Origin of the sequence: Pseudomonas sp. NFIX49, from assembly GCF_900115915.1 — a bacterium.
Lineage (GTDB): Bacteria > Pseudomonadota > Gammaproteobacteria > Pseudomonadales > Pseudomonadaceae > Aquipseudomonas > Aquipseudomonas pharyngis.
Window position 1 is genome coordinate 754132 of record NZ_FOYE01000001.1, and the last position, 22323, is coordinate 776454.

Annotated in this window: 19 protein-coding genes; all 19 read left to right on the top strand. The window is 57.7% G+C overall.

From position 1 onward, the window contains the following. Positions 1–73: 73 nt before the first annotated feature. The 19 genes from mtnA (at position 74) to wecB (ending at position 22197) form a co-directional block, all read left to right on the top strand. The gene (gene mtnA, locus BMZ46_RS03475) at positions 74–1150 is read left to right on the top strand and encodes an S-methyl-5-thioribose-1-phosphate isomerase (RefSeq protein WP_074688034.1); all 1077 of its coding nucleotides are present in this window, start codon (positions 74–76) and stop codon (positions 1148–1150) included. A gap of 424 nt (positions 1151–1574) precedes the next feature. Further along, complete coding sequence (gene gyrA, locus BMZ46_RS03480) at positions 1575–4238, top strand: DNA gyrase subunit A (protein ID WP_074688032.1); 2664 nt, start codon at positions 1575–1577, stop codon at positions 4236–4238. A gap of 64 nt (positions 4239–4302) precedes the next feature. Then, a complete protein-coding gene (gene serC, locus BMZ46_RS03485) occupies positions 4303–5388 on the top strand; it encodes a 3-phosphoserine/phosphohydroxythreonine transaminase (protein ID WP_039770557.1) in 1086 nt (361 codons plus the stop codon). Further along, positions 5388–6482 (top strand): prephenate dehydratase, encoded by a 1095-nt coding sequence (gene pheA, locus BMZ46_RS03490; protein WP_007950913.1) that lies wholly within the window; start codon positions 5388–5390, stop codon positions 6480–6482. Before serC ends, pheA begins: the two co-directional genes overlap by 1 nt. A 12-nt stretch (positions 6483–6494) precedes the next feature. After that, positions 6495–7607, top strand: a complete 1113-nt coding sequence (hisC, locus tag BMZ46_RS03495) for a histidinol-phosphate transaminase (RefSeq protein WP_074688030.1) — start codon at positions 6495–6497, stop codon at positions 7605–7607. A gap of 28 nt (positions 7608–7635) precedes the next feature. Then, positions 7636–9843, top strand: coding sequence for a bifunctional prephenate dehydrogenase/3-phosphoshikimate 1-carboxyvinyltransferase (locus BMZ46_RS03500; RefSeq protein ID WP_239065558.1), 2208 nt, complete (start codon positions 7636–7638; stop codon positions 9841–9843). Further along, positions 9840–10529 (top strand): (d)CMP kinase, encoded by a 690-nt coding sequence (cmk, locus tag BMZ46_RS03505; protein ID WP_039770555.1) that lies wholly within the window; start codon positions 9840–9842, stop codon positions 10527–10529. The genes BMZ46_RS03500 and cmk overlap by 4 nt, the downstream gene beginning before the upstream one ends. A gap of 119 nt (positions 10530–10648) precedes the next feature. Beyond that, positions 10649–12334 (top strand): 30S ribosomal protein S1, encoded by a 1686-nt coding sequence (gene rpsA, locus BMZ46_RS03510; protein ID WP_039770554.1) that lies wholly within the window; start codon positions 10649–10651, stop codon positions 12332–12334. Positions 12335–12544: 210 nt separating this feature from the next. Then, complete coding sequence (locus BMZ46_RS03515) at positions 12545–12823, top strand: hypothetical protein (protein WP_039770553.1); 279 nt, start codon at positions 12545–12547, stop codon at positions 12821–12823. A gap of 151 nt (positions 12824–12974) precedes the next feature. Next, positions 12975–13265: an integration host factor subunit beta gene (ihfB, locus tag BMZ46_RS03520; RefSeq protein WP_039770552.1), complete on the top strand. Its 291-nt coding sequence runs from the start codon at positions 12975–12977 to the stop codon at positions 13263–13265. Positions 13266–13295: 30 nt separating this feature from the next. Then, positions 13296–13535 (top strand): LapA family protein, encoded by a 240-nt coding sequence (locus BMZ46_RS03525; protein WP_039770550.1) that lies wholly within the window; start codon positions 13296–13298, stop codon positions 13533–13535. A gap of 224 nt (positions 13536–13759) precedes the next feature. Beyond that, positions 13760–14836, top strand: coding sequence for a dTDP-glucose 4,6-dehydratase (rfbB, locus tag BMZ46_RS03530; RefSeq protein WP_074688026.1), 1077 nt, complete (start codon positions 13760–13762; stop codon positions 14834–14836). Then, a complete protein-coding gene (rfbD, locus tag BMZ46_RS03535) occupies positions 14833–15726 on the top strand; it encodes a dTDP-4-dehydrorhamnose reductase (protein ID WP_074688024.1) in 894 nt (297 codons plus the stop codon). The genes rfbB and rfbD overlap by 4 nt, the downstream gene beginning before the upstream one ends. Further along, positions 15723–16643 (top strand): glucose-1-phosphate thymidylyltransferase RfbA, encoded by a 921-nt coding sequence (gene rfbA / locus BMZ46_RS03540; protein ID WP_052266588.1) that lies wholly within the window; start codon positions 15723–15725, stop codon positions 16641–16643. Before rfbD ends, rfbA begins: the two co-directional genes overlap by 4 nt. 61 nt (positions 16644–16704) lie before the next feature. Beyond that, the gene (locus tag BMZ46_RS03545; protein ID WP_039770543.1) at positions 16705–17667 is read left to right on the top strand and encodes a UDP-glucose 4-epimerase family protein; all 963 of its coding nucleotides are present in this window, start codon (positions 16705–16707) and stop codon (positions 17665–17667) included. Then, positions 17664–18674, top strand: a complete 1011-nt coding sequence (locus BMZ46_RS03550; RefSeq protein WP_039770541.1) for an MraY family glycosyltransferase — start codon at positions 17664–17666, stop codon at positions 18672–18674. The genes BMZ46_RS03545 and BMZ46_RS03550 overlap by 4 nt, the downstream gene beginning before the upstream one ends. 527 nt (positions 18675–19201) lie before the next feature. Continuing rightward, positions 19202–20056 carry a dTDP-4-dehydrorhamnose reductase family protein gene (locus BMZ46_RS03555; RefSeq protein ID WP_074688022.1) on the top strand — a complete coding sequence of 285 codons (855 nt, stop codon included), beginning with the start codon at positions 19202–19204 and terminating at the stop codon, positions 20054–20056. 16 nt (positions 20057–20072) lie between these two features. Next, positions 20073–21083, top strand: a complete 1011-nt coding sequence (locus BMZ46_RS03560) for a polysaccharide biosynthesis protein (RefSeq protein WP_039770539.1) — start codon at positions 20073–20075, stop codon at positions 21081–21083. Then, positions 21076–22197, top strand: a complete 1122-nt coding sequence (wecB, locus tag BMZ46_RS03565; RefSeq protein WP_039770538.1) for a non-hydrolyzing UDP-N-acetylglucosamine 2-epimerase — start codon at positions 21076–21078, stop codon at positions 22195–22197. The genes BMZ46_RS03560 and wecB overlap by 8 nt, the downstream gene beginning before the upstream one ends. The last annotated feature ends 126 nt before the right edge of the window (positions 22198–22323 follow it).

A 22323-nucleotide genomic window follows, 5' to 3' on the forward strand; every position in this document is an offset into this window, starting at 1 on the left:
GAAGTATACCCGAGCGTCTTCGCGGGGGGATCGCTATAATCGGCGGCTTTTGTTCATGAGTGCGGGGTGAGGGATGCGCGATCGACTGTTGGCTGCGGAGAAAGTAAAGGCCATCGATTGGCGTGATGGCGCGCTCCACCTGCTGGATCAGCGCGTTTTGCCGTTCGAGGAAAACTGGGTCGCCTACACCAGCGCCGCCGGCGTGGCCGAAGCGATTCGTTCGATGGTGGTGCGCGGTGCGCCGGCTATCGGCATCAGTGCCGCCTACGGCATCGTGCTGGCGGCCCGTGCCCGGATTGCCGAGGGCGGCGACTGGTACGCGGCGCTGGAAGAGGATTTCATGCTGCTGGCCGATTCCCGGCCGACAGCGGTCAACCTGTTCTGGGCGTTGAATCGCATGCATGACCGGCTGGACCGTTTGAAGGAAAACGCCGATCCACTGGTGGCGCTGGAAGCCGAGGCCATCGCCATTCATGAAAGCGATCGCGAGGCCAACCTGACCATGGCTCAGCTCGGCGTCGACCTGATCCGCAAGCATCAGGGCAATGCCCAGGCAATTCTGACGCACTGCAACACCGGTGCCCTGGCCACCGGCGGTTTTGGTACGGCGCTCGGGGTGATTCGTGCTGCGTTCATCGAAGGCATGGTCGAGCGCGTCTACGCCGACGAGACCCGGCCGTGGCTGCAAGGCTCGCGCCTGACCGCGTGGGAACTGGCCAACGAAGGCATTCCGGTGACCCTGAACGCTGACTCCGCCGCTGCGCACATCATGAAAACCAAAGGCGTGACCTGGGTGATCGTCGGCGCCGACCGGATTACCGCCAACGGTGACGTGGCGAACAAGATCGGCACCTATCAACTGGCGGTCAACGCCATGCACCACGGCGTGCGTTTCATGGTGGTGGCGCCGAGCTCGACCATCGACATGAATCTGGCCAGCGGTGATGACATTCCGATCGAAGAACGCGACGGCGCCGAGTTGCTGGAGGTTGGCGGCAAACGTGTCGGGGCTGACGTTGAGGCGTTCAACCCGGTGTTTGACGTGACCCCGGCGGACCTGATCGATGCGATCGTCACCGAAAAAGGCATCGTCGAGCGCCCGGACACCGCGAAAATGGCGCAGTTGATGTGCCGCAAGCGCCTGCATTGATTGGCTTGATGTCTGCGTTATCTTCTTCGCGAGCAGGCTCGCTCCCACAGGTTTTGTGATCGCCGCAGAACCCTGTTGGAGCGAGCTTGCTCGCGAAGGGGGCTTGAAAGTCAATAAACATCCGTAATTTCGTACCGAAATTTGCATTCAGGGAGGCTCTGAGCCTCTCTCGTCCCCGTTAAGCCTGTCATCGGTCATCTAACTATGCTCCATGCGCATCTGGGGGATAGGTGCGTGGCGGCTCTTGTGATAACATCCGGCGTTTTCCGAGGCAGTCCCACGGGGTTGTCTTCACTGCGCAAATCCAGGGTCAACTTGTCGATTTGTCGTAAGTCGACGCATGGCACTCGGCCTGCATCGACGAGCTTCGTGCGTCCCCTATGGATATGGCGAAGTTTCACCAGAAAAAGGAATCAGGCTTCTCATGGGCGAACTGGCCAAAGAAATCCTCCCGGTCAATATCGAAGACGAGCTGAAACAGTCCTATCTCGACTACGCGATGAGCGTGATCGTCGGTCGTGCACTGCCGGATGCGCGCGATGGCTTGAAGCCCGTGCACCGTCGCGTGCTGTTCGCGATGAGCGAGCTGGGCAACGACTTCAACAAGCCGTACAAGAAATCTGCCCGTGTCGTCGGTGACGTGATCGGTAAGTATCACCCGCACGGTGATACCGCGGTGTACGACACCATCGTCCGCATGGCGCAGCCTTTCTCCCTGCGTTATCTGCTGGTCGACGGCCAGGGCAACTTCGGTTCGGTCGACGGCGACAATGCCGCGGCCATGCGATACACCGAAGTGCGCATGACCAAGCTGGCGCACGAGCTGCTGGCCGACCTGCACAAGGAAACCGTGGACTGGGTGCCGAACTACGACGGCACCGAACTGATCCCAGCGGTCATGCCGACCCGCGTGCCGAACCTGCTGGTCAACGGTTCCAGCGGCATCGCCGTGGGCATGGCGACCAACATTCCGCCGCACAACCTCGGTGAAGTCATCGACGGTTGCCTGGCCCTCATCGACAACCCCGAGCTGACCGTCGATGAACTGATGCAATACATCCCCGGCCCGGACTTCCCGACTGCCGCGATCATCAACGGTCGCGCCGGTATCATCGAAGCCTACCGCACCGGCCGTGGCCGCATTTACATGCGCGCCCGTTCGATCATCGAAGACATCGACAAGGTCGGTGGCCGTCAGCAGATCGTCATCACCGAACTCCCTTACCAACTGAACAAGGCGCGTCTGATCGAGAAGATCGCCGAGCTGGTAAAAGAGAAGAAACTCGAAGGCATCACCGAACTGCGCGACGAGTCCGACAAGGACGGTATGCGCGTCGTGATCGAACTGCGTCGCGGCGAAGTGCCAGAGGTGATCCTCAACAACCTCTACGCCCAGACCCAGCTGCAATCGGTATTCGGCATCAACATCGTTGCGCTGATCGACGGTCGTCCACGGATCCTGAACCTCAAGGACCTGCTGGAAGCTTTCGTTCGTCACCGCCGCGAAGTGGTTACCCGCCGTACCGTGTTCGAACTGCGCAAGGCGCGCGAGCGTGGTCACATCCTCGAAGGTCAGGCCGTTGCCCTGTCGAACATCGACCCGGTCATCGCCCTGATCAAGGCTTCGCCGACCCCGTCGGAAGCCAAGGAAGCGCTGGTCAGCACGCCGTGGGAATCCTCGGCTGTGGTCGCTATGGTTGAGCGTGCCGGTGCCGATTCGTGCCGCCCGGAAAACCTCGATCCGCAATACGGTCTGCGCGACGGCAAGTACTTCCTGTCGCCTGAGCAGGCGCAAGCCATTCTGGAACTGCGTCTGCACCGCCTGACCGGTCTGGAACACGAAAAGCTGCTGGCCGAGTATCAAGAGATCCTCAACCAGATCGGCGAGCTGATCCGCATCCTCAACAGCGCCGTGCGCCTGATGGAAGTGATCCGCGAAGAGCTGGAAGTGATCCGCGCCGAATACGGCGACGTGCGCCGTACCGAAATCCTCGATGCCCGTCTCGACCTGACTCTGGGCGACATGATCCCGGAAGAAGAGCGCGTCGTGACCATCTCCCACGGTGGCTATGCCAAGACCCAGCCGCTGGCTGCGTACCAGGCCCAGCGTCGTGGCGGTAAAGGCAAATCGGCTACCGGCGTGAAGGATGAGGACTACATCGCTCACCTGCTGGTCGCCAACAGCCACACCACGCTGCTGCTGTTCTCCAGCAAGGGCAAGGTGTACTGGCTGAAGACCTACGAAATCCCTGAAGCATCCCGCGCCGCCCGTGGTCGTCCGCTGGTCAACCTGCTGCCGCTGGATGACGGTGAATACATCACCACCATGCTGCCGGTCGAGGAATACACCGAGGGTCACTACATCTTCATGGCGACCGCCAACGGCACCGTGAAGAAGACGCCGCTGGAATCCTTCAGCCGTCAACGCAGCGTCGGTCTGATCGCGCTGGAGCTGGACGAAGGCGACGTGCTGATTTCTGCCGCCATCACCGATGGCGAACGTGAAGTGATGCTGTTCTCCGACGGCGGCAAGGTGACCCGCTTCAAGGAATCCGACGTTCGTGCCATGGGCCGTACCGCCCGCGGTGTGCGCGGCATGCGTCTGCCGGAAGGACAGAAGCTGATTTCGATGCTGATCCCGGAAGAAGGCAGCCAGATCCTCACCGCTTCCGAGCGTGGCTACGGCAAGCGCACCGCGATCACTGAGTTCCCTGAGTACAAGCGTGGCGGTCAGGGCGTGATCGCCATGGTCAGCAACGAGCGTAACGGCCGTCTGGTCGGTGCGGTTCAGGTGCTCGACGGCGAGGAGATCATGCTGATTTCCGACCAGGGCACGCTGGTGCGTACCCGTGTCGACGAAGTCTCCAGCCTGGGTCGTAACACCCAGGGCGTGACCCTGATCAAGCTGGCCAAGGATGAAACCCTGGTCGGTCTGGAGCGGGTTCAGGAGCCTTCGGAAGTTGAAGGTGACGAGCTGGAAGGCGAAGAAGGTGTCGAGCTGGAAGAAGGCGTGATCGGCGCCGAACCGGACGATGCGGTCGACAACCTGCAGGCGGACGCCGCAGACGAAGAAGAGTCGCAAGACTAACCAAATCGTAGCAGGGCAGAGTGTTTGCTCTGTCCGCTACCGTGATTGCATAGCGAGAGTGGATGTGAGCAAACGAGCCTATAACTTCTGCGCAGGTCCCGCTGCGCTGCCTGAAGCTGTCCTGTTGCGTGCCCAGTCCGAGATGCTCGACTGGCACGGCAAGGGTCTGTCGGTCATGGAAATGAGCCATCGCAGTGATGACTACGTGGCCATCGCCGAGAAGGCCGAACAAGACCTGCGCGACCTGCTGTCCATCCCCTCCAATTACAAAGTGCTGTTCCTGCAGGGCGGTGCGAGCCAACAGTTCGCCGAGATTCCGCTGAACCTGCTGCCCGAGAACGGCACCGCCGACTATGTCGAAACCGGCATCTGGTCGAAGAAAGCCATCGAAGAAGCGCGTCGCTTCGGCAATATCAACGTTGCCGCCAGCGCCAAGCCTTATGACTACCTGGCCATCCCTGGTCAGAACGAGTGGAAGCTGACTCCGGGTGCGGCCTATCTGCACTATGCGTCCAACGAAACCATCGGCGGTCTGCAGTTCGACTGGGTTCCCGAGGCCGGTGACGTTCCGCTGGTGGTCGACATGTCCTCCGATATCCTCTCGCGTCCGATCGATGTGTCGCAGTACGGCCTGATCTACGCCGGCGCGCAGAAGAACATTGGTCCGAGCGGTCTGGTTGTCGTGATCGTCCGTGAAGACCTGCTGGGCCGCGCCCGCAGTTCGTGCCCGACCATGCTCGACTACAAGGTCTCGGCCGATAACGGTTCGATGTACAACACCCCGGCCACCTATTCCTGGTACCTCTCGGGCCTGGTTTTCGAGTGGCTGAAGGAGCAGGGCGGCGTCGCCGCGATGGAACAGCGCAACAAGGCGAAGAAAGATCGCCTGTACGCCTTCATCGACAACAGCGACTTCTATACCAACCCGATCAGCGTCAACGCCCGTTCGTGGATGAACGTGCCGTTCCGCCTGGCTGACGAGCGTCTGGACAAGGCGTTCCTGGCCGGCGCCGACGCCCGTGGCCTGCTCAACCTCAAGGGTCATCGTTCGGTCGGCGGCATGCGTGCCTCGATCTACAACGCCCTGGGTCTGGACGCCGTCGAAGCGCTGGTCGGCTACATGGCTGAATTCGAGAAGGAGCATTCCTGATGTCCGAGCAGGAGCTCAAGGCGCTGCGCGTTCGCATCGATAACCTGGATGAGAAGATTCTCCAGCTGATCAGTGATCGCGCGCGCTGCGCCGAAGAAGTTGCCCGGGTCAAGATGGCCAGTCTGGCCGAAGGCGAGCAGCCCGTGTTCTATCGTCCCGAGCGTGAGGCGCAGGTCCTCAAGCGCGTCATGGAGCGCAACAAGGGGCCGCTGGGCAATGAAGAGATGGCGCGTTTGTTCCGCGAAATCATGTCTTCGTGCCTGGCCCTCGAGAATCCGCTGAAAGTCGCTTATCTCGGTCCGGAAGGCACCTTCACCCAAGCGGCGGCCATGAAGCACTTTGGACACGCGGTGATCAGCAAGCCGATGGCGGCGATCGACGAAGTGTTCCGTGAAGTGGCGGCCGGTGCGGTGAATTTTGGCGTGGTGCCGGTGGAAAACTCCACTGAAGGCGCGGTCAACCACACCCTCGACAGCTTCCTCGAGCACGACATGGTGATCTGCGGCGAAGTCGAGCTGCGGATTCACCACCACCTGTTGGTCGGTGAAAACACCAAGACCGACAGCATCAGCCGCATCTATTCCCATGCCCAGTCGTTGGCGCAGTGCCGCAAGTGGCTGGACGCCCATTACCCGAATGTCGAGCGCGTGGCGGTGTCCAGCAACGCCGAGGCGGCCAAGCGGGTCAAGGGTGAGTGGAATTCGGCGGCGATCGCCGGTGATATGGCGGCCGGGTTGTACGGCCTGACCCGTCTGGCCGAGAAGATCGAAGATCGCCCGGACAACTCCACGCGCTTCCTGATGATCGGTAACCAGGAAGTGCCGCCGACCGGCGACGACAAAACTTCGATCATCGTGTCCATGAGCAACAAGCCCGGCGCGCTCCACGAGCTGCTGGTGCCGTTCCATGACAACGGGATCGACCTGACCCGGATCGAAACCCGTCCGTCGCGCAGTGGTAAATGGACCTACGTGTTCTTCATCGACTTCGTCGGCCATCACCGTGATCCGCTGATCAAGGGTGTACTGGAAAAGATCAGTCAGGAAGCAGTAGCACTCAAGGTGCTGGGTTCCTACCCGAAAGCAGTTCTTTAAGGGGTGGTAGCAATGAGTGGCAACTTCCTCGCTCTGGCACAGCCGGGCGTGCAACAACTTTCGCCATACGTACCGGGCAAACCCGTGGACGAGCTGGCTCGCGAACTGGACCTGGATCCGGCGAGCATTGTCAAACTGGCGAGCAACGAAAACCCGTTGGGCGCCAGCCCGAAAGCGCTGGTCGCAATCCGCGAAGCGCTGGATGAGCTGACCCGTTATCCGGACGGCAACGGTTTTGCCCTGAAATCCCTGCTGGCCGAGCAGTGCCGTGTCGAGCTGAACCAGGTGACCCTGGGTAACGGCTCCAACGACATTCTCGAGCTGGTGGCGCGCGCCTATCTGGCGCCGGGCCTGAATGCGGTGTTCAGCGAGCACGCGTTCGCGGTGTACCCGATCGCGACCCAGGCGGTCGGCGCTCAGGCCAAGGTCGTTCCGGCCAAGGATTGGGGGCATGATCTGCCGGCCATGCTGGCCGCGATCGACGCCAACACTCGCGTGGTGTTCATCGCCAACCCGAACAACCCGACCGGCACCTGGTTCGGCGCCGAAGCGCTGGACGAGTTCCTGCAGGATGTGCCGGAGCATGTGCTGGTGGTGCTGGACGAGGCCTACATCGAATATGCCGAAGGCAGCGATCTGCCGGATGGTCTGGATTTCCTCGCCGCTTACCCGAATCTGCTGGTCTCGCGCACGTTCTCCAAGGCCTATGGTCTGGCGGCGCTGCGCGTTGGTTATGGCTTGTCCACCCCGGTGGTAGCGGACGTGCTGAACCGCGTACGCCAGCCGTTCAACGTCAACAGTCTGGCCTTGGCTGCGGCGTGTGCGGCGTTGAAAGACGAGGAATATCTGGCGCAGAGCCGTCAGCTCAACGAATCCGGCATGCATCAGCTGGAAGCGGGTTTTCGCGAGCTGGGTCTGAGCTGGATTCCGTCCAAGGGCAACTTTATCTGCGTCGACCTCGGTCAGGTGGCGGCTCCTGTATTTCAGGGCCTGCTGCGCGAAGGCGTGATCGTGCGTCCGGTGGCCAACTACGGCATGCCGAACCATCTGCGGGTGACCATCGGTCTGCCGGCGGAAAACAGCCGCTTCCTCGAAGCGCTGCGCAAGGTTCTGGCTCGTGGGTGATGTCACTGCGCTGCAATCTGCTGCACCTATGATCGGGCGCCTGGTGGTGGTCGGTCTGGGGTTGATCGGTGGTTCGTTTGCCAAAGGCTTGCGTGAAAGCGGCGTGTGCCGCGAAGTGGTCGGGGTCGATCTCGACCCGCAATCGCGCAAGCTGGCGGTCGAGTTGGGCGTGGTGGATCGTTGCGAAGACGACTTGATGGCGGCTTGCCAGGGCGCGGACGTGATCCAGTTGGCGGTGCCGATCCTGGCCATGGAAAAAGTGCTGGCCCGTCTGGCCGGCATGGACCTGGGGCAGGCGATTCTCACGGATGTCGGCAGCGCCAAGGGCAATGTGGTGCGCGCGGCGACCGAAGCGTTCGGCGGCATGCCGGCGCGTTTCGTGCCGGGGCATCCGATTGCCGGCTCCGAGCAGAGCGGGGTGGAAGCCTCCAACTCAGAGCTGTTCCGCCGTCACAAAGTGATTCTGACCCCGCTGGAGCAGACCGATCCGGATGCGCTGGCGGTGGTGGATCGCTTGTGGCGCGAGCTGGGCGCCGACGTCGAGCACATGCAGGTCGAGCGTCACGATGAAGTGCTGGCCGCGACCAGTCATTTGCCGCACCTGCTGGCCTTCGGTCTGGTCGATTCGCTGGCCAAGCGCAATGAAAACCTTGAGATCTTCCGTTACGCTGCGGGCGGTTTCCGTGATTTCACAAGAATCGCCGGAAGCGACCCGGTCATGTGGCATGACATCTTCCTCGCCAACCGCGAGGCTGTCCTGCGCACTCTCGATACATTTCGCAGCGACCTCGACGCCTTGCGCGACGCGGTCGATGCAGGGGATGGGCACCAATTGTTGGGCGTCTTCACGCGCGCCCGGGTTGCCCGCGAGCATTTCAGTAAAATCCTGGCCCGCAGGGCCTATGTGGACGCTATGAATTCCAACGATCTGATTTTCCTGGCTCAACCTGGTGGCCGCCTGTCCGGTCGGATTCGCGTACCAGGTGACAAATCGATTTCCCACCGTTCCATCATGCTCGGTTCCCTGGCTGAAGGCGTCACTGAAGTCGAAGGCTTCCTCGAGGGCGAAGACGCTCTGGCGACCCTGCAGGCGTTCCGCGACATGGGCGTGGTCATTGAAGGCCCGCATCACGGTCGCGTGACCATCCACGGTGTCGGCCTGCACGGCCTGAAGCCTGCGCCGGGCCCGATCTATCTGGGCAACTCCGGCACTTCGATGCGCCTGCTGTCCGGCCTGCTGGCCGCGCAGGATTTCGACAGCACCCTGACTGGTGACGCTTCGCTGTCCAAGCGCCCGATGAACCGCGTCGCCAACCCGCTGCGGGAAATGGGCGCCGTGATCGAAACCGCTGCCGACGGTCGTCCGCCGATGACCATTCGTGGCGGTCACAAGCTCAAGGGCCTGACCTACACCATGCCGATGGCCAGTGCCCAGGTTAAATCCTGCCTGCTGCTGGCGGGTCTGTACGCCGAAGGCAAGACCACTGTCACCGAGCCGGCACCAACCCGTGATCACACCGAGCGTATGCTGCGCGGCTTTGGCTATCCGGTGAGCGTCAGCGGTGCCACGGCATCGGTTGAGTCTGGTGGCAAGTTGACCGCGACCCACATCGAAGTGCCTGGCGACATCTCGTCGTCGGCGTTCTTCCTGGTGGCCGCGTCGATCGCCGAAGGTTCGGAGCTGGTGCTCGAGCACGTCGGCATCAACCCGACACGCACCGGCGTGATCGACATCCTGCGTCTGATGGGCGCCGACATCACTCTGGAAAACCAGCGTGAAGTGGGTGGCGAGCCGGTTGCCGACCTGCGTGTGCGAGCAGCTAAACTCAAGGGTATCGAGATTCCGGAAGCGCTGGTTCCACTGGCCATCGACGAGTTCCCGGTGCTGTTCGTGGCCGCGGCCTGCGCCGAAGGGCGCACCGTGCTGACCGGCGCCGAAGAGCTGCGGGTCAAGGAATCGGACCGTATCCAGGTCATGGCGGACGGTTTGCTGGCGCTGGGCGTCAAGTGCGAACCGACCCCGGACGGCATCATCATCGACGGCGGCCAGATCGGCGGCGGCGAAGTGCATGGTCATGGCGATCACCGCATCGCGATGGCATTCAGCGTGGCCTCGCTGCGCGCCACGGCACCGATCCGCATCCATGACTGCGCCAACGTCGCGACATCGTTCCCGAACTTCCTGGCGCTCTGCGCGCAGGTCGGCATTCGTGTGGCGCAAGAGGCTCAGTCGTGAACAACATTGCACCGGTCATCACCATCGACGGGCCAAGCGGCTCGGGCAAAGGCACCGTAGCCGGGATTCTGGCCAAGCGTCTGGGCTGGAACCTGCTGGACTCCGGTGCGCTGTATCGCCTGCTGGCATTTGCTGCGCACAACCACGGTGTCGACCTGACCAATGAAGAGCTGCTGAAGAAACTGGCTGCTCATCTGGATGTGCAGTTCATCGCGGCGACCGACGGTCAGTTGCAACGCATCATTCTGGAAGGTGACGAAGTCAGCGATGTCATCCGTACTGAAAGCGTCGGATCAGGCGCTTCCCAGGTAGCCGCATTGCCGGCTGTGCGCGAGGCGCTGCTGCAGCGCCAGCGTGCTTTCCAGGAATTTCCGGGTCTGGTGGCCGATGGTCGCGACATGGGCACAGTGGTGTTTCCCGATGCGCCGCTGAAGATTTTCCTGACCGCCAGTGCCGAGGAGCGGGCGCGCCGCCGATATTTGCAGTTGAAGGGCAAAGTCGAGGGTGTTAGTCTGTCGAGTCTGCTAGATGAGATCCGTGCGCGCGACGAGCGTGACACCCAGCGAGCGGTGGCCCCGCTCAAGCCGGCGGCTGACGCCATACAGCTGGATTCCACGGAGTTGTCCATCGATCAGGTGCTTGAACGCATCATGAGTGAGATCGCCATTCGCGATATCGCCGGGTGACCAAGAAGGCTGCAGGGGACCAGTCATAGTCCTGTGGCGCTTCTTTTAAATGAAACTAACCCACATTGTCTGGGATGTGGAGATGGGCGTATTTTTCGCCCTAATCAACAGGAATTAAAATGAGCGAAAGCTTTGCGGAACTCTTTGAAGAAAGCCTAAAGACCCTGAACCTTCAGGCAGGCTCCATCATCACCGGTGTTATCGTTGATATCGATTACCAGGCTCGCTGGGTAACCGTTCACGCTGGCCTGAAGTCCGAAGCACTGATCCCGCTGGAGCAGTTCTACAACGACGCTGGCGAACTGAACATCAACGTCGGTGACGAAGTTCACGTTGCTCTGGACTCGGTTGAAGACGGTTTCGGTGAAACCAAGCTGTCCCGTGAAAAAGCCAAGCGCGCTGAATGCTGGATCGTTCTGGAAGCAGCCTTCGCAGCTGAGGAAGTGGTCAAGGGCGTTATCAACGGTAAGGTTAAAGGCGGCTTCACTGTCGACGTTAACGGCATCCGTGCGTTCCTGCCAGGTTCCCTGGTTGACGTCCGTCCAGTGCGCGACACCACGCACCTGGAAGGCAAAGAGCTGGAATTCAAGGTCATCAAGCTGGACCAGAAGCGCAACAACGTTGTCGTTTCCCGTCGCAGCGTCCTGGAAGCCGAGAACTCCGCCGAGCGTGAAGCTCTGCTGGAATCCTTGCAGGAAGGCCAGCAAGTCAAAGGTATCGTCAAAAACCTCACCGATTACGGCGCATTCGTCGATCTGGGTGGCGTGGACGGCCTGCTGCACATCACCGACATGGCCTGGAAGCGCATCAAGCATCCTTCCGAGATCGTCAACGTTGGTGACGAAATCGACGTCAAGGTTCTGAAATACGATCGCGAACGCAACCGTGTTTCCCTGGGCCTGAAGCAACTGGGCGAAGATCCATGGGTTGCTATCAAAGCTCGTTACCCAGAAGGCACTCGCGTTACCGCTCGTGTAACCAACCTGACCGACTACGGCTGCTTCGCTGAGCTGGAAGAAGGCGTTGAAGGTCTGGTACACGTTTCGGAAATGGACTGGACCAACAAGAACATCCACCCTTCGAAAGTCGTACAAGTCGGCGACGAAGTGGAAGTCATGGTTCTGGACATCGACGAAGAGCGTCGTCGTATCTCCCTGGGCATCAAGCAGTGCAAGTCGAACCCATGGGAAGACTTCTCTGGCCAGTTCAACAAGGGCGACAAGATCTCCGGCACCATCAAGTCGATCACCGATTTCGGTATCTTCATTGGTCTGGACGGCGGCATCGACGGTCTGGTTCACCTGTCCGACATCTCCTGGAACGAAGTGGGCGAAGAAGCCGTACGTCGTTTCAAGAAGGGTGATGAGCTGGACACCGTTATCCTGTCGGTTGACCCAGAGCGTGAGCGTATCTCCCTGGGTATCAAGCAACTGGAAAGCGATCCGTTCTCCGAGTACGTCTCGGTTAACGACAAAGGCGCAATCGTGACTGGCACCGTGAAAGAAGTTGACGCCAAAGGCGCCATCATCGTTCTGGCCGACGATATCGAAGCGACTCTGAAAGCCTCCGAAATCAGCCGTGACCGCGTTGAAGACGCGCGCAACGTTCTGAAAGAAGGTCAGCAAGTAGAAGCCAAGATCATCAGCGTTGATCGCAAGAGCCGCGTAATTCAGCTGTCGATCAAATCGAAAGACGATGCTGAAGAGAAAGAAGCCATCCAGAGCCTGAAAGCAGCTCCGGAAGGCGAAGCAGCCGACACCACCATGGCGGCACTGCTGCGTCAAGCAATGGCCAAACAGAACTGAGTTCTGTCTGATCATTAAAAAGGGCGACTTCGGTCGCCCTTTTTTGTGCCTGCTATTTGGTGGGGGGGGGAGGGCTGCTTTCCGGTTAATCGGTGAAACCATTTCCTTAGCCGGGAGGTCTGTTTCTTTAATCGGATCAATCGTCTATTCGCGTCTAGGCTTAGGCTGAAGATCGCAGTAGTCGGGCAGGCGCCTGGCATAAGGAAGTGAATGAACAAGTTTATAGTTCTGTTGGGTTTGCTGGTGTTGGCAGGCTGTACTACCAGCGCCAAGACCCATGCGGTGCGCGGAGTGAGTGGCATCGAGGTTGACTGCTCCGGCTTGGGTTCAGGCTGGGAAAGGTGTCAGAAACGCGCTGCCAAGGAGTGCAAGGGGGCGGGTTACAAGGTGATCACGCGGTCTGATGATGCCCGGGAAGAGGATGAGTTTCCCTTTGGCTTCAATCCGGCAGGCTACGTCACCCGAACCATGTTGGTGATTTGTCGGTGAGGGAGCGTTGGCGGGCTTGTGATCCGATGCCCTGAAAATGGGCGTTTCGGCGAACGGAAAGATATGTCAAGCCCTGGGCTGTTCAAAATCTTCCGGGCGTGCTAAAACCTTTCAAGCGCTGACCTAGCTGCTTGAAAAAGAAGGGAAAAATATGACGAAGTCGGAGTTGATCGAACGAATTGTCACCCATCAAGGGCTGCTCTCATCCAAAGATGTGGAGTTGGCCATCAAGACTATGCTTGAGCAAATGTCCCAATGCCTGGCTACTGGAGATCGTATCGAGATCCGTGGTTTTGGCAGCTTTTCCTTGCACTATCGTGCTCCGCGGGTAGGGCGCAACCCCAAGACTGGCCAGTCTGTCAGTCTTGACGGCAAGTTTGTTCCGCATTTCAAGCCGGGAAAGGAATTGCGTGATCGTGTTAACGAAGAGGAGGAGGCGTGATCGCCGCCGTCAATAATCAAGGAGTCGCGCATGCGTAACCTCAAACGCATTCTTCTTGGCGTGCTTGTTCTTTTGCTGATGCTGGTAATACTGGCATTTGTTCTTGAAAACCAGCAGTCGGTTTCGTTGCTGTTTCTCGGCTGGGCTGGTCCACAATTGCCCGTGTCCCTGGTGATGGTCCTGGCGCTTTTGGCAGGGATGCTGATTGGTCCCGTGCTGGGGTGGTTTTTAGGGCGATCCTCCAGAGCTGCGCGCAAGCGCCTTGTCTGATGGGGCGGTTGGGGCGCACCCCTGAAATTGCGCCGCTTCCTGTCTGCATCCATTAGTAAAACGTTCATTAAGCTGTAAAATGCAACCCTTGTTCGATAGTGGCTAAATCCCACTTCGGCACAGACTGATTCCGGCAATGGCCCTCATCTCCAGACGGCTTGCGCATCCATGGATTAGACGGTGCTCCGATCGGTGCCGTCAGTGACTCAAGGGTATGTTCTTTCGTGAAAATTCTAGTGACTGGTGGTGCTGGATTTATCGGCTCGGCAGTAATTCGGCATATTATTGCCAATACTTCTGATGCGGTTGTAAACGTCGATAAGTTGACCTACGCCGGCAATCTCGAGTCATTGGCCGAAGTTAGCGATAGTCCCCGTTATGCGTTCGAGCAGGTCGATATCTGTGATCGGGAGCAGATTGACCGTGTTTTTCGTGAGCATCAGCCTGATGCGGTCATGCACCTCGCTGCAGAGTCCCATGTAGATCGTTCGATCTCCGGTCCTTCGGAGTTTATTCAGACCAACATTATCGGCACTTACAATCTGCTCGAAGCGTCGCGTCTGTATTGGCAAGGCCTGGAGCAGGACCGCAAGTCGCTGTTTCGCTTTCACCATATTTCGACCGATGAAGTGTACGGTGATCTTGAGGGGGTGGATGATCTGTTTACTGAAACCACACCTTATCAGCCAAGTTCTCCTTACTCTGCCAGTAAGGCAAGTTCCGATCATCTGGTGCGCGCATGGAGTCGCACCTACGGGTTGCCGGTTCTAATTACCAATTGCTCGAACAATTATGGGCCTTGCCATTTTCCGGAAAAACTTATTCCACTGGTTATTCTCAACGCCCTTGAAGGCAAGGCGTTGCCTGTTTACGGCAAAGGTAATCAAGTGCGTGATTGGTTGTATGTCGAGGATCATGCTCGAGCGTTGTACAAAGTTGTGACTGAAGGTGTTGCAGGGGAGACCTATAACATTGGTGGGCACAATGAGAAGCAGAATATCGAAGTCGTTAAAACACTCTGCGCGTTGCTCGATGAGTTGTGCCCGGAGTCGCCACATCGTCCTCACGCTGGCTTGATCACCTACGTCCAGGATCGCCCGGGGCACGATCAACGCTACGCGATCGACGCAAGCAAGATCCAGCGCGAGTTGGGCTGGGTGCCATCGGAAAGTTTCGAAAGCGGTATTCGCAAGACTGTCGAGTGGTATCTGAAAAATACCCAGTGGGTCGCGAACGTGAAGAGCGGCAGCTATCAGCAGTACATCGACCAGCATTACCGTAACCGCCCGGTTCAAGCATGAAAATTCTGTTGCTCGGAAAAAATGGTCAGGTCGGTTGGGAGTTGCAGCGTTCTCTTGCCCCATTGGGGGAACTGATCGCGCTTGACCGGCTTGGCCAGGCTGGCTTGTCCGGGGATCTTTCGGATCTGCAGGCTCTGCGCGCAACGATTCGCCAGGTGGCTCCCGATGTTGTGGTCAACGCCGCGGCCTATACCGCAGTGGACAAGGCTGAATCCGATACTGAAATGGCTGACAGGATTAATGCGCGTGCAAGTCAGGTCATTGCCGAAGAAGTTGCATCCCTGGGCGCCTGGCTGATTCATTACTCTACCGACTATGTATTTGACGGGCAGGGTGATGCACCTTGGCGCGAGGCGGATCAGACAGCCCCTCTCAACTACTACGGCTTGAGCAAGTTGAACGGTGAGAACGCCATTATCGCCAGTGGCTGCCGCTATCTGATTTTTCGCACGAGTTGGGTTTACGCGGCACGAGGCAATAACTTCGCGAAAACCATGCTTCGGCTGGCCGCAGAGCGAGAGACGTTGAACGTTGTCTCTGACCAGATCGGTGCGCCTACAGGGGCTGACCTGATTGCCGACGTGACGGCCTTGGCGCTGCAAAAAGCACTGCGGCAGCCAGAATTGGCAGGTATCTATCACCTGGTGGCTGCCGGTCAGACGTCATGGCGCCAATATGCCAGCTATGTAATCGATTTCGCCCGGGCCCACGGCGAGAATGTTCTGGTCAAAAGCGTTGCCCCAGTGTCAAGTACTTCATTTCCGACTCCCGCTCGACGTCCCCTTAATTCCCGTCTGGATACTCAGAAAATCCGGGAGAATTTTTCTCTGAACTTGCCGGAATGGGAAGTCGGAGTTACTAGAATGCTGATGGAAGTTCTGAATAAATGATGGCTACAACTCGTAAGGGAATTATTCTGGCCGGTGGCTCGGGCACTCGTTTGCACCCACTGACGCTCGGTGTATCCAAACAGATGCTACCGATTTACGACAAGCCGATGATCTTCTATCCGCTTTCAGTGCTGATGCTTGCGGGGATGCGCGAGATCCTGATTATTTCCACGCCTGAAGATTTGCCGAGTTTTCGCAAGTTACTGGGCGATGGTAGTCGATACGGTATTTCGCTTTCATTTGCCGAACAGCCTAGTCCTGATGGGTTGGCGCAGGCTTTCATCATCGGCGAGGAGTTCATTGGTGATAGCCCGTGTTGCTTGATCCTCGGCGACAATATTTTTTACGGTCAGCATTTCTCCGACAAACTGCGTTCGGCAACCCATCAGGAGTCGGGAGCGACGGTATTTGGTTATCACGTTTCTGATCCGGAGCGTTTCGGTGTGGTCGAGTTCGATGCCGAAGGTCGTGCGCTGAGCATTGAAGAAAAGCCGGCCCAGCCAAAGTCCAATTACGCGGTCACCGGGTTGTATTTCTACGATAATCGGGTCGTTGAAATCGCTAAAAACATCCAGCCTTCTGCGCGTGGTGAACTTGAGATCACTGATGTCAACCTGGCTTATCTGCACCAGGATGCGTTGAAAGTCGAGTTGCTGGGGCGTGGTTTTGCCTGGCTGGATACCGGAACTCATGATTCGTTACTGGAAGCCAGTCACTTCGTTCATACCATCGAGCAGCGCCAGGGTTTGAAAGTGGCCTGTCTGGAAGAGATTGCCTACTACAACGGTTGGATTAGTGCCGATCAATTGCGGAGTCAGGCACAGACACTCGGTAAAACCGGTTACGGTCAATATTTAAGCAAGCTCCTGCCTCCTGCTGGAAATAAGGAAAATGCCCCGCCGAAAACCTCGAATTGATTGCATGTCGATTCGGGGCAGACACAAGCGCAGTTTCAGGATGAATATAAAGGGGAATTGAGTGAATAAATCCAGGGTGCTTGTGACAGGTGCAAGCGGATTTGTAGGGCGTGCGCTGAGCGAAAAACTGCTGGCGAGTGAAAGTTTCCTCCCTGTTTGCGCTGTTCGTGACCTGGCTTCGGGACCCTTGCAGGCCGAGCGAATTGTTTACGAGTTGGAAAGTGGGCTTTCGGTTGAGGCGATGCGTGGCGTCGACACTATCATTCATGCCGCTGCGCGCGTACATGTCATGAAGGCGGCGCAGTCCGATGATCTGACTGCGTTTCGCAAGGCAAATGTCGAAGGCACTTTGAAGCTCGCGCGCAGTGCTGCGCAGGCGGGGGTTCGACGGTTCATTTTTATCAGCTCGGTCAAGGTCAACGGTGAGCAGACCCTTCCCGGTAAACCTTATCTGGCCACTGATGTGCCCGCACCAGTAGATGCATACGGCATTTCCAAGTCGGAAGCGGAAACCGCGTTGCGCGATTTGGCCGCAGAGACCGGACTGGAAGTCGTGATTATTCGACCGCCCCTGGTCTATGGGCCTGGTGTGAAGGCCAACTTTCAAAAGATGCTGGGTTGGGTTGATTCCAGGCTGCCATTGCCGTTCGGCTCGATTACCAATCAGCGCAGTCTCGTTGCGCTGGAGAATCTGCTGGACCTGATCGTGCATTGCATCAGGCATCCGGGTGCGCCGGGCAACACCTTTCTTGTCAGTGACGGCGCAGATTTGTCCACGACTCAATTGCTTCAGGGCGTGGCTCGAGCGCTGGGCGTGCGTTCGGCATTGGTACCCGTTCCTCAGCGGCTGTTAGCCGCCGGGCTGATCCTTCTGGGTCGGCGAGCGCTGGCGACACGCTTGTGTGGGTCGCTGCAGGTCGATATCAGGCACACCTGCGAACTGTTGGGATGGGCGCCGCCGGTTGGAAGTCAGCAGGCGTTGGATCGTGTAGCCAAAGACTATCTGGAAACTAAAAAGAAATGAGTTGGTTATTGCTGGTTGGGGTATTCCTCGCTTCTTGGTCGCTCACGTTCGTCCTGCGCAGCTACGCACTGCGCAACAAACTCATGGATGTACCCAATGCGCGCAGTTCCCACAGCATCCCGACGCCCAGAGGCGGCGGTGTTGCCATCGTGGTTTCATTTTTGGCGGCGTTGTCGGTCTGTGTGCTGACTGGAGTGTTGCCTCAAGGGCAGTTCATTGGTTTGTTTGGTGCGGGTATCGCTGTCGCCCTGATTGGTTTTGCCGATGATCATGGGCACATTGCCGCGCGCTGGCGATTGCTTGGGCATTTTGCTGCGGCTATCTGGATTCTGATTTGTTTTGGTGGGTTGGCCCCGCTGGATATGTTCGGTTTCAAAATCGACCTCGGATGGTTTGGGGCGGTTCTGGCATCGATTTATCTGGTCTGGGTGCTCAATCTCTACAATTTCATGGATGGCATTGATGGCATCGCCGGCGCCGTGGCGATTTGCGTGACGGTGGCCGGAGCCATTCTGTATTGGTTGTGTGGGTTCACTCAGGAAGTCTGGGCGCCGCTGCTGCTCGCGAGTGCCTGTGCCGGATTTCTGGTCTGGAATTTCCCGCCAGCGAAGATTTTCATGGGCGATGCAGGGAGTGGTTTTCTCGGCATAGTGCTCGCAGGCATGGCGCTTCAGGCTGGCTGGGTCGAGCCGCAACTATTCTGGAGCTGGCTGATATTGATGGGGGTGTTCATCGTTGATGCCACCTACACCATGCTGCACCGACTGATTCGTGGCGAGAAAATCTACGAGGCTCATCGCAGTCATGCCTATCAATATGCTTCTCGCCAACACCTCAGCCACAAGAAGGTAACGGTGGCGGTCATTCTGATCAACGTCCTTTGGCTGACGCCTCTGGCTTTTTGGGTGGGGAAGGGCGGAATGGATGGCGTAAGCGGCCTTTTGCTCGCCTATCTGCCATTGATTGTGCTCGCGATCCGATACAGCGCTGGCAAAGCGGAAGCTTGACTGGGAGCGACGGGCTTGGCCGCCTATTCTTAAAGCGCTGCAATGGGTGTAACCACCGTGCAACACGGTGTGCTGCATGAATGGCAAGCGGTCGCCCGGCGCTCAATAATGGAAAATTGTATGGTAAACTTCGCTGGTTTTTATAAGGTGATGGCATAAGGCTAGCAGCTGGTGCGATTTTTTCCTTGTAAGACCCCGGCAGCGCCGCTGCCGGCATGGGTTTGTGTGTGTATTCGGCAGTACCTCTTTGCAGGCGTACTCGAAGCCTGAACCGCATTTCCTGGGCTGCATGGATGAACAGCGGGTTCCTGGCAGGCGTTTCCGGGGCGTGATTGACCTGAGTTCTGGTGTTTCCGGAGCCGGGTCGATTTTTTTGGTTACCGGATTTGCCGAGGGGGCTCTGCCTCGCATTGAGTAGAGATTCGCGATACGCCCTCCTTTGGAAGCAGCGCATCAAGACGTCCAACTGATGAGTAGGAACCAGGTCACGAACAGCAGTTCTGGCCTGGGAAGTGAGGAGTAAGGTAATGAAAGTTTTGGTGTTGGGTGTTTCCGGAATGCTGGGTAACGCAGCCTACCGAGTCTTGTCCGCTAACCCCGAGTTGAGGGTTTTCGGTACGGCTCGAAGTGAAGGTGCCCGCAAGTTTTTTTCACCGGCCTTGGCCGAGAACATCGTACTGGGCGTTGATGTCGAAAGTCAGGACTCTCTTATCAAGGCTTTCGGTACGGTCCGTCCCGATGTCGTGATCAACTGCGTAGGTCTGGTCAAGCAACTGTCCGATGCCAACGATCCACTGATGGCCGTGCCGATCAATACGCTGCTCCCGCATCGTCTTGCCGCATTGTGCAAGGCCGGTGGCGCCCGACTGGTGCACATCAGTACCGATTGTGTCTTTTCCGGGAAGAAGGGCGGCTATCTCGAATCCGATTTTCCGGATGCCTATGACCTCTATGGTCGCTCCAAATTGTTGGGCGAAGTGGATTATCCACACGCGATTACTTTGCGCACATCGATCATCGGTCGCGAATTGTCCGGCGCCCGCAGCCTTGTCGGCTGGTTCCTCGCGCAGCAAGGCAAGGTTGACGGTTTTACCGGTGCCGTGTTCTCCGGTCTGCCGACCATGGAGCTGGCGCGAGTGATCAACGAGTTCGTCCTGCCACGACCGCACTTGCACGGCTTGTACCATGTAGCCGCCAAACCGATTAATAAGTACGACTTGCTAAAGCTTGTAGCGAGCACTTATGGGAAAGACACGGAGATTGTCCCTTCCGATAGGCTGACAATTGATCGTTCGTTGAATGCAGACCGTTTTGCGGAGGCGACAGGCTACGTTGCCCCGGAATGGCCTGTATTGATCAAAAACATGCATGACTTCAATTAAGCGCAAGGTTTAGACAATGTTTGATAATAAAGTATTGATGATTACCGGTGGCACAGGCTCATTCGGTAATGCTGTTCTTAATCGTTTTTTGAAAACCGACGTCAAAGAAATCCGTATTTTCAGTCGTGACGAGAAAAAACAAGAGGATATGCGGATTGCGCTGAACAATCCGAAGCTCAAGTTCTACATTGGTGACGTTCGCAACTTCGACAGCATTCGTGGCGCGATGAAGGGCGTTGACTACGTTTTTCACGCAGCAGCATTGAAACAGGTCCCATCGTGCGAGTTTTACCCGATGGAAGCTGTGCGCACCAACGTACTCGGTACCGAAAACGTCATGCAGGCAGCGATCGAGAACAATGTCGAGCGCGTTATCGTGCTCAGCACGGACAAGGCTGTCTACCCGATCAATGCGATGGGCATTTCCAAGGCAATGATGGAAAAGCTCATGGTTGCCAAGGCGCGCATGCAGTCGGAAGGCGAAACCGTTTTCTGCGCTACCCGTTACGGCAACGTCATGGCTTCCCGCGGCTCGGTAATTCCGCTGTTTATCGAGCAACTGCGCGATGGCAAGCCGATCACCATCACCGATCCGACCATGACGCGCTTCCTGATGTCCCTGGAAGACTCCGTCGATCTGGTACTGCATGCATTCGAACACGGCGAACAGGGCGATATCTTCGTTCAGAAAGCGCCTGCATCGACCATTGAAGTGCTCGCACAGGCACTTAAAGAACTGTTCCAGAAAGACAACGAAATTCGCATCATCGGCACTCGTCACGGTGAAAAACTGTTCGAGTCGCTGGTTGCACGTGAAGAGTTGGCGAAAGCCGAAGACATGGGTCAGTACTACCGTGTGCCGGCCGACAATCGCGATCTGAACTACGCAAAGTACTTCGTGGAAGGCGAGGCCGAGGTTTCCGCGCTCGAAGATTACACTTCCCACAATACCGAGCGCCTGGATATCGAAGGCGTGAAGAAGTTGCTGTTGAAGCTTTCCTACATTCAGGAGCAACTTAATGCTTAAGGTAATGACGATTGTCGGGACCCGTCCTGAACTGATCAAGATGTCGCGTGTGATCGCCGAATTTGACGAGCACACGAAGCATATCCTCGTCCACACCGGGCAAAACTTCGACTACGAGTTGAACGAGGTATTTTTCGAGGAAATGGGTATCCGCAAGCCGGATCACTTCCTCGGGGCCGTCGGCGCCAACGCCGCGCAAACCATCGCACGCGTCATCGAGAAAGCCGATGAAGTGCTGGAAGCCGAGAAGCCGGACGCCTTGATGCTCTACGGCGATACCAATTCCTGCCTGGCCGTCATTGCTGCCAAACGCAGAAAAATCCCCGTCTTCCACATGGAGGCCGGTAACCGCTGCTTCGACCAGCGTGTTCCGGAAGAGCTGAACCGCAAGGTTCTCGACCATTTGAGCGACATCAATCTGGTGTTGACCGAGCATGCTCGTCGCTATCTGCTCGACGAAGGCATTCCACCGGATCGCATCATCAAATCCGGCTCCCACATGGAAGAAGTGCTTAATCACTTCATGCCACAGATCGAGGCATCGCCGATTCTCGACGAGCTGGGTCTGAAGTCGAAGCAATTCTTCGTCGTGAGCACTCACCGCGAAGAAAACGTCGACACGCCGGCAAACCTGCAGGATCTGCTGGACACCCTGAAGGCGCTGGTTGAAACCTACGACATGCCGGTTATCGTTTCCACCCACCCGCGTACTCGTCAGCGTCTGGAGGCTCTGGGCCTGGACGGCCTGGATTCGCGAATCCGGTTCCTCAAGCCGTTCGGTTTCTTTGCCTACATCAAGCTGCAGAAGGAAGCGTTCTGCATCCTGTCCGACAGCGGCACCATCACCGAAGAAGCTTCGCTGCTCGGTTTGACCGCAGTGACCATCCGCAACGCCCACGAGCGTCCGGAAGGCATGGACCAGGGCACGCTGATCATGAGCGGCCTGAAGTCGGAGCGGGTTCTCGATGCCGTGCGTATCGTGACCAGCCAGGATCAGGCAGGTGCCGTGCGTCGCGTGGTTCCAGACTACGAAGGTGGCCTGGTATCGCAGAAAGTTTTGCGAATTGTTTTGAGTTATACAGATTTTATCAATCGGACTGTTTGGTCGAAGTAAACGTGGGGGCATCTACTCCTGCTGTACATGTGACGTTGTAGATGCCCTGGTTTTTTGTTTGATGAGTTTGTACCGATCAACACTGATTAATAATCAGCTCGGCAAGCGGTAGTGTTTGTTAAAGCT

Excerpts from the sequence above, each read along its gene's own strand:
- mtnA (WP_074688034.1), top strand. The coding sequence starts at position 74 with ATGCGCGATCGACTGTTGGCTGCGGAGAAAGTAAAGGCCATCGATTGG.
- gyrA (WP_074688032.1), top strand. The coding sequence starts at position 1,575 with ATGGGCGAACTGGCCAAAGAAATCCTCCCGGTCAATATCGAAGACGAG.
- pheA (WP_007950913.1), top strand. The coding sequence starts at position 5,388 with ATGTCCGAGCAGGAGCTCAAGGCGCTGCGCGTTCGCATCGATAACCTG.
- hisC (WP_074688030.1), top strand. The coding sequence starts at position 6,495 with ATGAGTGGCAACTTCCTCGCTCTGGCACAGCCGGGCGTGCAACAACTT.
- BMZ46_RS03500 (WP_239065558.1), top strand. The coding sequence starts at position 7,636 with ATGATCGGGCGCCTGGTGGTGGTCGGTCTGGGGTTGATCGGTGGTTCG.
- rpsA (WP_039770554.1), top strand. The coding sequence starts at position 10,649 with ATGAGCGAAAGCTTTGCGGAACTCTTTGAAGAAAGCCTAAAGACCCTG.
- BMZ46_RS03515 (WP_039770553.1), top strand. The coding sequence starts at position 12,545 with ATGAACAAGTTTATAGTTCTGTTGGGTTTGCTGGTGTTGGCAGGCTGT.
- ihfB (WP_039770552.1), top strand. The coding sequence starts at position 12,975 with ATGACGAAGTCGGAGTTGATCGAACGAATTGTCACCCATCAAGGGCTG.
- BMZ46_RS03525 (WP_039770550.1), top strand. The coding sequence starts at position 13,296 with ATGCGTAACCTCAAACGCATTCTTCTTGGCGTGCTTGTTCTTTTGCTG.
- rfbD (WP_074688024.1), top strand. The coding sequence starts at position 14,833 with ATGAAAATTCTGTTGCTCGGAAAAAATGGTCAGGTCGGTTGGGAGTTG.
- rfbA (WP_052266588.1), top strand. The coding sequence starts at position 15,723 with ATGATGGCTACAACTCGTAAGGGAATTATTCTGGCCGGTGGCTCGGGC.
- BMZ46_RS03550 (WP_039770541.1), top strand. The coding sequence starts at position 17,664 with ATGAGTTGGTTATTGCTGGTTGGGGTATTCCTCGCTTCTTGGTCGCTC.
- BMZ46_RS03555 (WP_074688022.1), top strand. The coding sequence starts at position 19,202 with ATGAAAGTTTTGGTGTTGGGTGTTTCCGGAATGCTGGGTAACGCAGCC.
- BMZ46_RS03560 (WP_039770539.1), top strand. The coding sequence starts at position 20,073 with ATGTTTGATAATAAAGTATTGATGATTACCGGTGGCACAGGCTCATTC.
- wecB (WP_039770538.1), top strand. The coding sequence starts at position 21,076 with ATGCTTAAGGTAATGACGATTGTCGGGACCCGTCCTGAACTGATCAAG.